Origin of the sequence: Luteimonas kalidii (genome assembly GCF_029887935.1) — a bacterium.
Classification (GTDB): domain Bacteria; phylum Pseudomonadota; class Gammaproteobacteria; order Xanthomonadales; family Xanthomonadaceae; genus Luteimonas; species Luteimonas kalidii.
The window spans coordinates 141,571-155,898 of the sequence record NZ_JARXRO010000018.1 but is presented as its reverse complement, the minus strand read 5'-3'; the positions used below and the strand labels follow the sequence as shown (position 1 = coordinate 155,898).

Genomic DNA, 14,328 nt, shown 5'->3' with positions numbered 1-14,328 from the left:
CGACCTTCGCTCCAGATCGGCGGCAATCCCCTGTCAGGGTCTCGTCATCCATGCGTTCACTCCAGGAGCGCCCCGGGTGCAGGACGAAGCATGGCCCGCGAGCACCTCGGAGAGGGTCCGTTGCGGCGGCGCCATCCCGCAACGCCAGGCTCTGCCGGCTCCGGTCGTCACTCGTGCCCGGGCCGCGGCGAGACCGGCGCTGACGTGAGCCCCGCGTTGCGAAGCAGCAGCGTCTTCCCAAGGACCCGGATCAGCGCGCTGACGTCAGGGTCCCGCCCGGATTGCCGGGAGAGCCTGGCGCCGGCTGCGGCTGGAATGCGCTGTAGGGGCTGAACTGACCGAGCGTTCCCTGGAACAGCATCGCGGCGATCGGCGGCGTGCTGACGATCAGCGTGGTCAGGATGAGTCCGAGCCCCCCTTGCTGCATCGCCATGCTCGTCAGGCTTTCACCATCCCCACCGACGCCCAGTACGCCACCGATCCAGAAGGCGGTTCCCACCGCGATCACCATGTCCAGCGCCAGGGTCACCGTGACGCTGAGCACCGCCATCGAGAAGACGGCGCCGACGCCGTAGAGGAGCCATTTGTGGAACAGCGGCCTGGTCTGTTCGAACAGCAGGCACAGGATGAACAGCGGCCCGAGCGCGAGCACCAGACCGATCGCGAACTTGTTCAGCATGATTGCGGCGGCCGCGGTGATAGCGGGCAGGCCCAGGCCGGCGGTGATCATGGCGAGCGTGCGGTCCTTGCGCTCGCGCGTTTCCTCGTCGTGCGACGTATCCACCGAGTCCACAACGGTAAGCGCTGCCTGCATGATGGCCAGCGTGCGGTCGATGTCGGCATAGGCACCTTCGCCGTCGGGATCGCCGGTCATCGTCTCGTTGACGACCCGCGACAGCCCGTCGGTCACCGTGCCATAGATCGGTCCGAACGAGGCGCCCAGGCCAAGCGCGATCCCGACGATGAACGTTGCACGCAGGGCGTTCACCACCAGGGCCATCATCGACTCGCGCGACTGACCGGTGACGATGCGATACCCCTGGATCATGATCCACAGCGTCAGCAGCAGTACGCCGATCCCACCGAGCACGCGGATCACCCGCTCGCCGAGATTGGGCAGATACTCGTGGATCAGCTCATCATCGATGAAGGCGTTGATCTCGTGAAAGAAAACAAAGTTGGGCATGCCCGCCCGCGCCGGAATCAGGTCCAGCAGCGTGCTTGCCAGTGTCAACATGCCGTCCATTGCGTCCCCGCGATCCTGGCTTCGATCCCTGCTGTTGAACCACCCGTCACGTCAACCGCGTTCAGCGGTCCCGTGACCGGGCGACCTGCAGTGCAGCCTTGAGCGTGCCGTACTCCACCGCGTGGTCGAGCAGGCTGCGCTTGTTGCTGAAGGCGGCCTGCCCCGACCATGCCATCTCGTTGGAGAACGCCTCGATCTGATGCGCGTAGTACTGCAGTTGACGCTGCGCGTTCTCCATCTCCGCGCTCTGGGCCGCCTGCAGTTGCTGGATCGCGTTGGAGTTGCGCTCCAGGCGGCCACGTTCGTTGCCGCCGGTACTCGCGCTTTCCGCCTGCAGTTTCGCGATCTCCGCATCCTGGCCCTGCACTTTCCGGATCACGTCCACCAGGAAGTTGTGGCGCTGGTTATCGAGCTGAACCACCGCGGCGCACGCCTCGTATTGCCGTTCCCTGGCACGCGACACGCGCCGAGGTGCCGTCATGCCACTCAACATCGCCCGAAGCCCGTCGGCTTCCAGTGGGCCGCAGCGCTCGTCCAGGAACGCGCTGTCGTTGCGCCGCTTCAGGTTGGTATCACGCGGGCCGTGGTCGGACAGGAACTTGAGGCCATTCACCTGCTGCTCCTGCAGGTCCTGGATCTGGGTCCTGATCTGCTCGATCTGATTCTGGATCTGTCTCGCCTGATTGATCTCGTCGGAATACATCTGCCGGTACTGGGCGATCCAGGCAAACTTGTTGGTCTGGATATGCACGGGATCCGCCACCACAAGTTGTGCCCGTGCAGCGGGCGCCAGACAAGCACCCGAGAGCGCAAGAAGCAGCATCGACGTCATTCGAATATTGATGTTCATGGAAGCTCCGACCTCGAGTTGGTACTGCATGGATCAATGATCTGCCTGCGCGAGCCTCATGCCCTGTATCTGGTTCCAACGTCAGCTGCCGCCGCCCTCGGTCCTGAGACAGAGCGGCGCTGGCCCTTATCAGCGACCTCGCTGCCACCCTGCCCTGACAATACTGGTTGAGCATTCCTGCCAGACCCCTTGCGCTCCTCGAAGAATCTTGGAAGCCAACTCCCGGGGGCAAGATCTTCAACTGCCACCCCCGTCCGGCACGACTCTTCTTCGATGATCCGATGCATGATCTCGATGTTGTCCGTGCTGGCCGACACCACCGCCAGCGCATCGTCCAGGCCGCGCAAATTCAACTGGCACACGGTCGAACCGTGCCCCTGCTTGACCAGGAACGTGCGCGAGCGTTCGTCGAGCCCCTTGACGACCTGGAACTCCGCTTCGCTCAGCTTCAGGCCCTCGATGTAGTCCTCGCGCGACGCATTGGGATTGGGCAGCAGGATCAAGGTGGCCGTCTGTTCGATCAGGGCCGCGGAGATGTCGCTGGCGAGCGCGTCCTCGGGGCTCTGGGTGGCGAAGATCCCCAGGCCATTCTGCTTGCGGATCGTCTTCTGCTTGTTCTTGGCGAACTCCTTCAGTCCGCCAGAGCCGTCGAGGATCTTCCAGAACTCGTCCATCACGTAGATCAGCCGGCGCCCGTCGATCAGCCCCTCGAGGCGGTGCAGCAGATAGGCGATCACGGGCACCCGGACTTCCGGATTGTCGATCACGTCCGTGTAGTCGAAGCCGATGATGCTGGCGCGCTCGAGGTCGACGGTGTCCACCGGATTGTCGAACACCCAGCCGAGCGCATTGCCCGCGGTCCATTTGCGCAGCCGCGCGTAGAGCCCGTCGTCTCCCATGTTGGGAAGACTCTTCTGAAGGTTCGTCATCGAGCGCAGATGCAGCGGCATGTCGAGCATGCCTTCCACGGCGCGATGGATGTCCTCGTCCTCGCGGGCGGTGTACTGCGACTTGCCGGCAAGCTCCTTGACCAGCCCCGAGAGGAACTGCACGTTCGCCTCCGTGCGCTCGCACTGCAGCGGGTTGAACCCGGTCGGCGCTCCGTTCTCCAGGGCCAGGTAGTTGCCGCCGCACGCCCGCACGAAGATCTCGGCACCCCGGTCCTTGTCGAAGAAGAAGATCGTGGGGCAGGGATCGAGCTTCTGCACCTGGCTGAGCAGGAAGTTGATCAGCGCGGTCTTGCCGGTGCCCGACTTGCCGATCACCATCGTATTGGCGATCGCCTTCTCGCCACGGGAGTCCTCGGCCGGGTGAGTGGCGTGGAAATTGAAGTAGTAGGGCTGTCCGTTCGTGGTCTGGAGAACCGTCACGCACTCGCCCCAGGGATTGAGGTCGCGCTTGCCGGTGGCGAAGTTGTGCAGCGGCGACAAGCCCAGAAAGTTGAGGGAGCTCACGTTCGCCAGCCGGGTACGGAAGCGCCAGTTCCCCGGCAGCTGGGAGTAGAACGACGAGCAGACGGCGAGATCTTCCTTCGCGGATACGAATCCCGCGTTCGACAGCTCCGCGCGCGCCGTGGCGATGTTCTGCGCCAGCTGCTCCTGGGTGTCGGCGTAGAGCGCCATGATGAAGTGGTACTCGCCGAGCACGAAATGTCCCGACGCGACCTGGTCCATCGCCTGGTCCAGCTCGACGATCTGGCTCACGGCCTTGTCCCCGGACGAGATCATCATACCTTTGGTCCGGTCGAGGACGCGCAGCGCGTCCTGGCGGCCCATTGGGCTGAAGGAATGGGTGATGACGTATTCGAAGTCCAGGTATTTCAGGCCGTTGAGGATCCCGGGCCAGGTCGAATCGGAATACTCCTTGATGTTGAGGATCGCTCCGAAGACGTTGCCGCCCGACGGGGTCCGGACCACGAAATCACCCGTCTTGGACGAGAACATGTGCCGGCTGACGGCCAGGTAGTCGTGCACCGGCGCATTCAGCACGGGGACCGGCTCGTCGATCCGGTTGAGCAGGAAGCCGAGGTGTTCCAGGGTCTCCGAGAACACGACGCTGTTGTCCGCCTCGTACATGCCGAGTCGCACCGGAGCGTAGTCCTTCAGCACCGCCTCGACGTTGCCTGCCAGCTCCATCAGCTTGGACACCGCCTGGTCCTGCTGTGCCTGCAGGACATCGCGGTTGCCGGAGCGCTCGACCAGCCGCTTGCCGACCACGATTGGCCGGTACAGCATGGTCAGATAAAGTTCGTTGCGCATGATGCGCTGCGACGACAGCAGCTCGTGGTAATCGTCTGAGAGCTGCTGGTTGAATGGCTGCGCGAAGTGCCCATGCGCGTCGATTCGGCCGCGCCGGCGCAGATCGTGCACCCAGAACGCCACGTTGACGAAGTCGGGCGCGCGCAATGTCTGCAGCATGCGATTGAGGGTGTTGTGCCGATGCTCGAGGTCCCACTCCTCGCGTCCGACGAAGGGAAGGCCGTCCAGCCGCCAGCACAGGAGGAAGTCGCCGCCGGTCGTCTTCACCACGTGCGGCGACACGTGTGACGATAGCGGGATGAACCCGGCGATGGAATGGTCGGGCGCGAGCACCGCCATGTCAGTCCCCCTCCCAGGCCTGGAGCACGGGGCGATAGCTGTTGGGTGAGTACACCCACATCCCCTGGTGCCGTCGCAGGTTCCGGGCCTTGATCCGGAACTGGAACCGCAGCCCGAGCAGGCGGAAGATCATCTCGTCCCGTCTGGCCATCTGGCGCATGATCACGATGACCGCCGGCAACAGCAGCAGGCAGAACATGTCGACGTAGAACGTCAACAGCAGGCAGCTGCCGGCCGCGATCGTGAACGGCACGTACGGCACGCCCATGAACATGGGCGGCCGCGTGCATCCCTTGAACAGGATGTTCCTATGCATGTCGGGCCACGAGATCCACCAGCGCCAGCGCCATGCCACCGCCGATTGCCCCGAGTTCCGTGTCCGGCAGCAGCATCTTGGCGATCTGGGCGGCGGCGCCGATCAGGAACCCGCCGATCAGCACCGGTGCCACGTCCCCGATGCGCTTGTGGTTGAAGGCGATCTGGTAGCCGGCGAAGATGATCGCGATCGTCACGATCGCGATCGAGGCGATGTTGAGCAGGCCGTTGATGTTGGTGAAGAAGGTGGTGACGCGTCCTGCCGCCTCCGCGCCCGGCGCGGCGAGGGCGAGCGAAGGAGCGAGCAGCATCGCGGACAGCGCGATGGGTGCCAACGTGGCCCGGATGCGGGCGCTGCGATTGGTAGGAGCGTGGGCGACTTGTTTCATGGTGGACTCCGGTCCTTGGTGGGTGGTGCGGTGGATGTGCCGGTCGCTCGGTACGCCGGCTAGAACACGAAGGCGGCATCCGTCGCATCCGACGGCTTTGCGGGTGGTGCCGGATGGGGTGAAGCGTTCATCGACCCAAGGGCCGGCAAAGCACCAGGTGCGACGCGCTGCGAGAGGCCCGGTGCGGACACGGGGGGCGATGTGCCCAGCGGCGGCGCGCCATGGGGCTGGAGCATCACGGGTGTGCGAACCGGCGATTCCGCGGGCGCGGGCGCGGGACCGGGAGCCGGGTCCGTGTCCGTCTCGGGCTCAGCCTGCGGGGGGAGCCGGACCGCCACCCGCGAGGCGTCGCGGATGCGACGCTCGAGCAGCGAGCCGGGGCGTGGGATTGACGCGGCAGCCTGTCGACGCGCAGGACGCGCGCCATCATCCGCCAGCGGAATCGCACTCCCGGCGCCGGCGCCCCCCGGCCTGCCCGCGGATCGCCACGAAGCGAAGACCTTCTGCACGTAGCCGTGGCGGAAGCCGGTCGAGAAGTTGCCCGAGTAGTAGCAGCTGAACGCCTTGCCCCAATCGCCGCCGGCGCGCGCATGGCAGTCGGCGAGGATCCGCGATCCTGCCTGCAGGTTCGGGCAGGTCTCGAAGGCGCGCTCGTAGTTCTCCAGCCCGTGGCTGGCCAGGTTGTATCGGTTGACCTGGGCGATGCCCAACGAGAAGTTGAAGCCCCTGGCCTCGAGCATCCGGGCAGTCGAGACCGCTTCGGCCTGGTTTCGCGGCTGCCTGGCGAGTCGTCCGCCCACCACCCCGATCGCGTAGGGGTTGAAGGACGACTCCACGCGCACGACGTGCTGCATCACGTCCGCCGGCACGGCGAGCTCGCCACAGGCCATCAATTCAAGACCGGGCAGCATGGAGCGCCTCCGTGGCGGATAGATGGCGTGTCGCGGGCATGGCGGCGATCGATCGCATCGTCGGGCGTCCTGTTCAATGCGCGGCAAGCGCCCGCCCGGGATCGAAGTCGATCCCGGTGATATAGCGCCTGCCTGCGTGCGCCTTGATGTGGACGACGATGTCGATGGTCATCCGCAACAGGCGCTTGATGACCGGGAACTCCAGCCCAGACCCCTCCGCAGAGGCCTTGACCATCAGCGCGAGCTGGTCCCAGGTCTGCTCGGGACTTCCGGCGTGGCAGCTGGTGATCGAACCGGGGTGCCCGGAGGCGCAGTTGCGGATGAAGTAGAACGCTTCGTCGCCGCGCAGCTCGGCCAGGATGATCCGGTCGGGCTTCATGCGCAGGCAGGCTTCCATGCAGGTCTTGGCGGTGACGTTGCCGGTGCTCTGCCCGCCCTTCGAGTACAACAGGTGCACGACGTTCGGCTGCGGGATGAACAGTTCCCGCGCGTCCTCGATCGTCACCAGGCGTTCCCGAGCGTCGATGTGGTTGACGAGCGATTTCATGAACGTGGTCTTGCCGCTGCCGGTGGCACCGGACACCACCAGGTTCTTGTGGTACCGGACCGCCTTGCCGAAGAACTCGCGGTAGTTGCCCTGGCTGCGCAGGTCCAGCAGTTCCCGGTCGTGGTCGCTCAGCTGGGCCCCGTCCTCGAGGATCTGCGAGAAGAATCCGTCTTCCTCGTACTGCGCCAGCGTCTTGCTGAACCTGGCCGGCAGCCGGATCGTGATCGAGATCCGGTTCGCGTCGCACGCAGGTGGAATCACGAACTGGGCGCGCTGCCCCGTCGGAAAGGTCAGCGACACCATTGGATCGGCATCGGTGATCCGCTGGCCGGTATTGCTTTCGTTGACGACCGAAGTGCAGAACTGGCGCGCGCGTTCAAACGTCAGCGTCGGCACGTCCACCCGCTGCCAACCGTTGCGCGCCGTCTCCAGGTACAGCTCGCCGGGGCGATTGATGCAGATTTCGGTGACGTCGGCGGACTGCAGGTACTCGCCGATGCCGAGCACCTGGTACTGGTAGTCCAGGAACTCGCTGGACACCCTGGCCACCGGAGAGTTGTCGGCATCCATGCCTGTCCCCTTCCTCAGCGCAACACGGCGGCAAAATCCACGTCATGCGCGACGTAGACGTTGAGGATCGTGCCCTGGTTGATGGTGACCGTGGGCGGTCGCGCCATGCTGCGCTCCAGCGCCATGTTCGCCAGTCGCTCCATGGTCCGGGCGGTGTTGCTCTCGTACGGGTTCTGGATCGCCACGCCGCCTTCGAAGCTCGTCGACGGCGGGCCGTTCTTGGCGCCGACGTACTTGAACGCATCGCTCAGCAGGCTGATCATCAGTGCGGACGAGATGCGCTGGCCCCAGTGCGCGCTGTAGTGCCCTTCGTTGCCGGCCGACCCGAGCATGTCCACGCCGGGACTGCTCATGTTGACGTCCAGCCCGTTCGGCGTCGTGATCCGGTCCCAGACGATGGCCGCGCGCTCGCCGATGATGGCGTCTGACTGGTAGCGACCCATCACCTTCGAGCCCCGCGGCAGCAGCAGCTTGCGGCCGTTCACCGAGTACACCGGTTCGGTGACGATGCAGGAGGTGAAGCCCGGCACGTCCGTAATGATCCGGGACTCCAGCACGCAGCGGATGTAGGTTCCGCGCAGCAACAGCGTGTTGGGGTTGTACAGCGGTTGCGCCGAGGAACGTCCGCGGCTGGCAGTGGCGGGCGCAAGGCTGTCGGGACCCGCACCCGTCTGGCCCGAAATCATTCGCGCGTATTCGTCGGGTGACAGGCTGCCAGGGGAGCCAGCCGGGCCCTGACTGCCCGCATGGATCCCGGCCGAATCACGCATCCGGCGCTCCAGCAGGGACGGAACATCGGGGTCGGAAATCGACGGCAGTCCACGCACCGCAGGCGCGGGCGCCTGATCCTCGATCACGGGCAAGGGAGGCAGCTCGGCGGAGTCGTCGACCGGCATGGGCGCAGGCGGCGGCAGGTCAGGCAGATCCGGCGCCTCGGGGATGACCAGCGGCTGCTGGTTGCCGGCGCGCGATGTCGATTCGTCCTTCCCGGACATGGCGCTGCCGAAGATCAGGAAGGCCGCCACGAGCAGCAACACCACCAGACCGGACAGGAACAGCAGTGCCTTCCGGTTCAGCCGCTGGACTTCGGTCGATTCGAAGCGGGGAGCGCCGGCATCGAGGTCCGGTTCGGCGAACGCGTCGTGTCGGGCCTGGTAGGGGTTCGACGCGGGAGCGGTGCCGTCCGCCGCTACCGGCTGGTGCTGCTCGGGAGGTCGATTCATCACTCCGGACTCCTGCGCAGCCCAATGACATTGTCGCCATGCCTCAGGACGAGGTACGGGTACGTTCCGTGGACGACGATCGTGTCGCCTTCCACCGTCGTGTTGACGATGAATTCGTCGCCGTCCTCTTCCTGCCGGCCGAATACCGCGGGGAAGTTTCCGCTCGGGAAGCGCGTGCGGTCTCCCATGCGGATGTAGGTGAACTGCCGGTCGTCGTAGACCGTGGCGGGGATCAGCCACGCCGGATGGCGCTTGCGATAGGCCACGTCGTAGCCGAAGTGGTACTGGCGGCCCGAACGCTGCGCGGTGCTGAGTTCGTGGACCTCTTCGACAGGGTCGCTCGCGGCGGCGAAGGCGGTGTCGCCGGGATAGGTGAAGCGGATCCGGTACTGGACGCCCGCCGCCTTCGCCTGCTCCAGCGCCCGCCAGTCGGTGGCCACCACCTTGAGTTCCAGGATGTAGGCGTGGACCGCGGTGCGGATCAGCAGATTGGTGTCGACATCCACGTCGCGGGGCTTGAGATAGAACACGTTGTCGCGACGGTTGAGGTCCCAGCCCCCGCTGAAGCCGGTGCTGTAGTCGAGGATTTCCTCGTGCGGACTGAGTTCGATCTGGGTGGTGATTCCAAGCCCGGTCCGAACCTGGTAGATCCTGTCGGCTTCGTAGACGTACTCGTCCAGCGCCTGTCCCCAGGCGGGCAGGCCAACCGTGGCGCAGAGCAGCAGCCCGAGCGCATATCGCGCCATCACCGAGGATTCCCTGGTCATGGTCCCTCCCCGGCGATCCCGCCGCGGGTTGCGTCCGCACCGAGCGACGGCGCCGCGTGATCCGTCCGCGCATCGACCTGTCCGTCGACGGCGGCGGGATCGTCGGGCCCAGCGATGGGCTCTGCGGACATGGCCGGGAATGCGGGCTCGTCCGCAGGCGGCATCCCGTAGTCGTTGTCGACGCGGTACTCGGACACGCGGAAGCCGAGTGGATTGAGCAGGCGGTCGCGTTCGTCGAACCTCAGTTCGGGGTCATAGGCGAACTGCAGGGTCGCGATCTTCCCGTCCATGACCTGCGAATTCCCGGTCTGCTTGCTGTAGAGGCTGCGCTGGAATCGCACCGTGGCGCCGCGCGGCGGCTGGCCCTCGGCCGCCGGCACGAGCGAAATGCTGAGAATGCGCACGCGCACGGCGCGGCTGGTGCCGTACTGGTTGTAGGGACGGTTGGGGTTGCTGGCCGCGTGCAGCGCGCGGAAGGCAGGCGCCACGTGCGGACCGGCCATGGTCAGCGTCTGGCGCCAGTTCTGCTGGCCGATGAGTCCGGTGTCGTAGGACTCTCGCGCCATCACGAACTGCGCGACGTTGCTCTTGTTGATCGCTTCCTGGGTGGTGATGGTGGGATCCTGGAAATTGCCGACCAGGCGCGCGACCGTGGCGGTGCCGGTGTACGGGTCCGCCATGACCAGGTACGGCACCTTTTCCTTGAGCGGCAGGAAGTAGAAGTAGCCGCCGGCCAGGATCAGCGACATCGCCAGCGCGCACGCCGCGACCCACCAGGCGCGTCGCTCGCTGCGCCGCGCGCGGTCCGCGAGCGAAACCTCGTAGTTCACGCCGCGGCCGACGGCCTGCTCCACCGCTGGCGTTGTGTCTCTTCGTCTGAACATCCGTGTTCCCGATCAATGTGCTCGTGCGCGTCAGTCCGATGGCGCGTCTGGATTCGATGGCCCGATTGTGGCGCTGCGTGCGTCCGCCACCCGGAGCCGGCTGCCATCCACGTCCACGCGTACGCCTTCGCCTGCATAGGCCGAAGTCAGTTCCGCGGCGGCCGTTCGAATGTCGTGGGCGCGGATGCGCGCGACCTGCGCGTGCAGCGTGTAGTCGTTCGGATGCTGGTAGGCGAGTTCCAGCTTCGAATCCCGCGCCCAGCGATCCAGCATGTGCTTCAGCGTGCCGTCGACCGGCGTCGCCTGGTAGACGTAACCCTGGCGCAACGGGATGGCCCGCGGCGTGTCCGCGAACTGGTTGAGCGGCGTCCAGCGCCCGCGGAAATCTCGCGCGTCCGGCGTCGCGCATCCCGCCAGCGCGATCGCGACCGCGCACATGCCCGATATCCTCGCAACGACAGCCTTGTCATGTGGCACGCCACTCTCCCCGGGAGTCGCCGACAACACATGTCCTGCCGTCGCGCCCGAGGCGCGTTGCGTACGCGATCACGCCAGGCGAAGCCCGGGCGCTCACGAATGGATCGATGCAGGATTGGGGGTCACGACGCCCCCGACACGTATTGGACTATCCCAACTCCTTTTGTTGTCTGACCAGGTTCCGTCCTGAGTCCCCTCGGGCGCCATCGCCGCCAGCGGCGGTAACGTCACATGCCCGTACCACGACACGCGTCCGCGTGTGGATTCGAAGTTAGCCGCTCCGCTGGCGTGCGTCAAGCATTCGATTGCGACGTGGCGCGTGACCTCTGACCCAGCCCATACCGGCCGCCGGACGCAGGCCGGCCGCGCAGCGCAGGAGAGCTGCGGCCGCGCCGCCTGCCGCGGGGAAGGATGTCACTTGGATGACGCTTGAGGCGGCACATCCCCTTTGCGACAAGCGGCCGCGCTCCTCCCCAGCAGGCCAGAAGAGGCGGTGTCGCACTGCACAATGGTCCGGACGCGAACGGTAGTCAGAATCAGGGCCACCCCGGATTGGTCGGCCCTCGGGCCTGTGCCATAGTCCGGGGACGATTTTCCGTCTGGTTCCGTTTCCCGGGGAGGGTTCATGCTCGAGCAGCACGGATTGACGCTGGCACTGGTGTGCGCGGCGGTGGCGATCATCTACGGCATCATCTCGGCGCGCTGGATCAACCGCCAGCCCGCGGGCAACGCCCGCATGCAGGAGATCGCGGGCGCGATCCAGGAAGGCGCGCGCGCCTATCTCAACCGGCAGTACCTGACGATCTCGGTCGCGGGCGCGGTGCTGTTCGTGCTGATCGGCCTGTTCCTGGACTGGTACACGGGCGTCGGCTTCCTGCTGGGCGCGGTGCTCTCGGGCGCGGCCGGCTACATCGGCATGAACGTCTCGGTGCGCGCCAACGTGCGCACCGCCGAGGCCGCGCGCAGCGGCATCGGCCCGGCCATGGACGTGGCCTTCCGCGGCGGCGCGATCACCGGGATGCTGGTGGTGGGCCTGGGCCTGCTGGGCGTGGCCGGCTACTGGGGGGTGCTGAACCTGTACTTCCAGCTGCCCACCGGCGAGGTGCTGCACGCGCTGGTCGGCGTGGCGTTCGGCTCGTCGCTGATCTCGATCTTCGCGCGCCTGGGCGGCGGCATCTTCACCAAGGGCGCCGACGTCGGCGCGGACCTGGTGGGCAAGGTGGAAGCCGGCATCCCCGAGGACGACCCGCGCAACCCGGCGGTGATCGCCGACAACGTGGGCGACAACGTCGGCGACTGCGCCGGCATGGCGGCCGACCTGTTCGAGACCTACGCGGTCACGGTGATCGCGACCATGCTGCTGGGCTACCTGATGGTCACCGAGGTGGGCAGCAACGGCGTGCTGTATCCGCTGGTGCTGGGCGGCGTGTCGATCATCGCCTCGATCATCGGCGCGATGTTCGTCAAGGTGAAGACCGGCGGCTCGATCATGGGCGCGCTGTACAAGGGCGTGATCGTCTCGGGTGTGCTGGCGGCCATCGCCTACTACCCGATCACCACCCAGCTGATGGATACCAACGCCCACGGCGCGATGAACATCTACTGGTGCGCGCTGATCGGCCTGGCGCTGACCGGCGCGATCGTGTGGATCACCGAGTACTACACCGGCACCCAGTACGCGCCGGTCCGGCACGTGGCGCAGGCGTCCACCACCGGCCACGGCACCAACATCATCGCCGGGCTCGGCGTGTCGATGAAGTCCACGGCGCTGCCGGTGATCTCGGTGTGCCTGGCGATCTGGGCCTGCTTCACGCTCGGCGGCCTGTACGGCATCGCGATCGCGGCCACGGCGATGCTGTCGATGGCGGGGATGATCGTGGCGCTCGACGCCTACGGCCCGATCACCGACAACGCCGGCGGCATCGCCGAGATGGCCGAACTGCCGCCCGAGGTGCGCAACATCACCGATCCGCTGGACGCGGTCGGCAACACCACCAAGGCGGTGACCAAGGGCTACGCGATCGGCTCGGCGGCGCTTGCCGCACTCGTCCTGTTCGCCGACTTCACCCACAACCTGGAAGCGAACAACCCGGGCGTGGTCTTCAGCTTCGAGCTGTCGGACCCGGCGGTGATCATCGGCCTGTTCATCGGTGGCCTGATCCCCTACCTGTTCGGTGCGATGGCGATGGAGGCCGTGGGCCGCGCCGCCGGCAGCGTGGTGGAGGAGGTGCGGCGCCAGTTCCGCGAAATCCCCGGGATCATGGAAGGCACCGGCAAGCCGGATTACAGCCGCGCCGTCGACATGCTGACGAAGTCGGCGATCAAGGAGATGATCGTCCCCTCGCTGCTGCCGGTGCTGGTACCGGTGGTGGTGGCGTTCGGCATGAACTGGCTGATGGGCCCGGGCGCTGGCATCAGGGCGCTGGGCGGCCTGCTGATCGGCACCATCGTCACCGGCCTGTTCGTCGCGATCTCGATGACCACCGGCGGCGGCGCGTGGGACAACGCCAAGAAGTACATCGAGGACGGCAACTTCGGCGGTAAGGGTTCGGAGGCGCACAAGGCCTCGGTGACCGGCGACACCGTCGGCGATCCCTACAAGGACACCGCCGGCCCGGCGATCAACCCACTGATCAAGATCATCAACATCGTCGCCCTGTTGCTGGTGCCGCTGCTCTAGCGTCGGCGCAAACGCTGCATCGACGGGCGGCCACGGGCCGCCCGTCTTCGTTTTGTTCCGTGGCGAACGTGTACCGTCCCGCGGCTGTGCGGCGCGCGGCGGCCGCGTTCAGGCCGGCCCTGGCCCCGCTGCTATCCTGCCGCGACCATGTCCCTGCCCCGTTGCCTGCCCCTGGTCCTCGCGCTGGTTGCCGCGCTGGCGCTGGCCTCAGTGCCTGCCGCGCGCGCCGCGGCGCCCAGCGTCGAGCGCCTGGCGCGCGCCGCCCCCACGCTCGACCGCGAGGTGCTCTCGCTCGCCACCCGCGCGCTGGCGTGCGCGATGCAAGATCCGGACGCGAGCCGCCCGGCGACCCTGAGCGTGATCGATTACTCGCTGCCGTCGACCGAGCCCCGCTTGTGGGTGTTCGACCTGGAACGGGAACGCCTGCTCTACCGCGAGCTGGTCGCGCATGGCCGCGGGACCGGCGACAACCTGTCCACCCGCTTCTCGAACCGCTCGGGCAGCCACATGTCGAGCCTGGGCGTGTTCCGCACCGGCGAATCCTACGTGGGCATCAACGGCTACTCGCTGCGCCTGGACGGGCTCGAGCCCGGCTTCAACGACCTGGCACGCGAGCGCGCGATCGTGATCCACGGCGCGCCCTACGTCGACGACGGGATCGCGCGCGCGCAGGGCCGGCTCGGGCGCAGCCTCGGCTGTCCGGCGGTGCGCCCGGCGGTGGCGCGCGAACTGATCGACCGCATCCGCGGCGGCTCCCTGGTCTTCGCCTACTACCCCGATCCCGCCTGGCTGCAGCGCTCACGGCTGCTGGCGGACGACTGCGCGGCGGGCGCGGCCGCGGACACGGCTGCCGGCACGCCCTGAGCGCGCGC

General features: G+C 66.7%; 13 protein-coding genes. 2 read left to right on the top strand and 11 right to left on the bottom strand.

Going from position 1 to position 14,328, the window contains the following annotated elements:
• Nucleotides 1-250 precede the first annotated feature (250 nt).
• The 11 genes from QFW81_RS11665 to QFW81_RS11615 form a co-directional block, all read right to left on the bottom strand.
• Nucleotides 251-1,246 (bottom strand): TrbL/VirB6 family protein, encoded by a 996-nt coding sequence (locus QFW81_RS11665; RefSeq protein WP_280578945.1) that lies wholly within the window; start codon nucleotides 1,244-1,246, stop codon nucleotides 251-253.
• A 61-nt stretch (nucleotides 1,247-1,307) separates the two neighbouring features.
• Nucleotides 1,308-2,096 (bottom strand): hypothetical protein, encoded by a 789-nt coding sequence (locus QFW81_RS11660; RefSeq protein WP_280578944.1) that lies wholly within the window; start codon nucleotides 2,094-2,096, stop codon nucleotides 1,308-1,310.
• 56 nt (nucleotides 2,097-2,152) lie between these two features.
• Nucleotides 2,153-4,687, bottom strand: a complete 2,535-nt coding sequence (locus QFW81_RS11655; protein ID WP_280579418.1) for a VirB4 family type IV secretion/conjugal transfer ATPase — start codon at nucleotides 4,685-4,687, stop codon at nucleotides 2,153-2,155.
• A 7-nt stretch (nucleotides 4,688-4,694) separates the two neighbouring features.
• Nucleotides 4,695-5,009, bottom strand: coding sequence for a VirB3 family type IV secretion system protein (locus tag QFW81_RS11650; protein ID WP_280578943.1), 315 nt, complete (start codon nucleotides 5,007-5,009; stop codon nucleotides 4,695-4,697).
• Complete coding sequence (locus QFW81_RS11645; protein ID WP_280578942.1) at nucleotides 5,002-5,397, bottom strand: TrbC/VirB2 family protein; 396 nt, start codon at nucleotides 5,395-5,397, stop codon at nucleotides 5,002-5,004. Before QFW81_RS11645 ends, QFW81_RS11650 begins: the two co-directional genes overlap by 8 nt.
• Nucleotides 5,398-5,456: 59 nt before the next feature.
• A complete protein-coding gene (locus tag QFW81_RS11640; RefSeq protein WP_331488083.1) occupies nucleotides 5,457-6,308 on the bottom strand; it encodes a lytic transglycosylase domain-containing protein in 852 nt (283 codons plus the stop codon).
• A gap of 73 nt (nucleotides 6,309-6,381) precedes the next feature.
• Entirely contained in the window at nucleotides 6,382-7,425 is a 1,044-nt protein-coding gene (virB11, locus tag QFW81_RS11635; RefSeq protein ID WP_280578941.1) for a P-type DNA transfer ATPase VirB11, read from the bottom strand.
• A gap of 14 nt (nucleotides 7,426-7,439) precedes the next feature.
• On the bottom strand, nucleotides 7,440-8,462 hold the full coding sequence (locus QFW81_RS11630) for a TrbI/VirB10 family protein (RefSeq protein ID WP_280578940.1): 1,023 nt from the start codon (nucleotides 8,460-8,462) through the stop codon (nucleotides 7,440-7,442).
• Nucleotides 8,463-8,647: 185 nt separating this feature from the next.
• Complete coding sequence (locus QFW81_RS11625) at nucleotides 8,648-9,415, bottom strand: TrbG/VirB9 family P-type conjugative transfer protein (protein WP_425604029.1); 768 nt, start codon at nucleotides 9,413-9,415, stop codon at nucleotides 8,648-8,650.
• Nucleotides 9,412-10,299, bottom strand: a complete 888-nt coding sequence (locus QFW81_RS11620; protein WP_280578939.1) for a VirB8 family type IV secretion system protein — start codon at nucleotides 10,297-10,299, stop codon at nucleotides 9,412-9,414. The genes QFW81_RS11625 and QFW81_RS11620 overlap by 4 nt, the downstream gene beginning before the upstream one ends.
• 30 nt (nucleotides 10,300-10,329) lie before the next feature.
• Nucleotides 10,330-10,737 (bottom strand): hypothetical protein, encoded by a 408-nt coding sequence (locus QFW81_RS11615; RefSeq protein WP_280578938.1) that lies wholly within the window; start codon nucleotides 10,735-10,737, stop codon nucleotides 10,330-10,332.
• 664 nt (nucleotides 10,738-11,401) lie between these two features.
• Here QFW81_RS11615 and QFW81_RS11610 point away from each other — a divergent pair.
• Nucleotides 11,402-13,456 (top strand): sodium-translocating pyrophosphatase, encoded by a 2,055-nt coding sequence (locus QFW81_RS11610; RefSeq protein WP_280578937.1) that lies wholly within the window; start codon nucleotides 11,402-11,404, stop codon nucleotides 13,454-13,456.
• A gap of 147 nt (nucleotides 13,457-13,603) precedes the next feature.
• On the top strand, nucleotides 13,604-14,320 hold the full coding sequence (locus QFW81_RS11605) for a murein L,D-transpeptidase catalytic domain family protein (RefSeq protein ID WP_280578936.1): 717 nt from the start codon (nucleotides 13,604-13,606) through the stop codon (nucleotides 14,318-14,320).
• Nucleotides 14,321-14,328 lie beyond the last annotated feature (8 nt).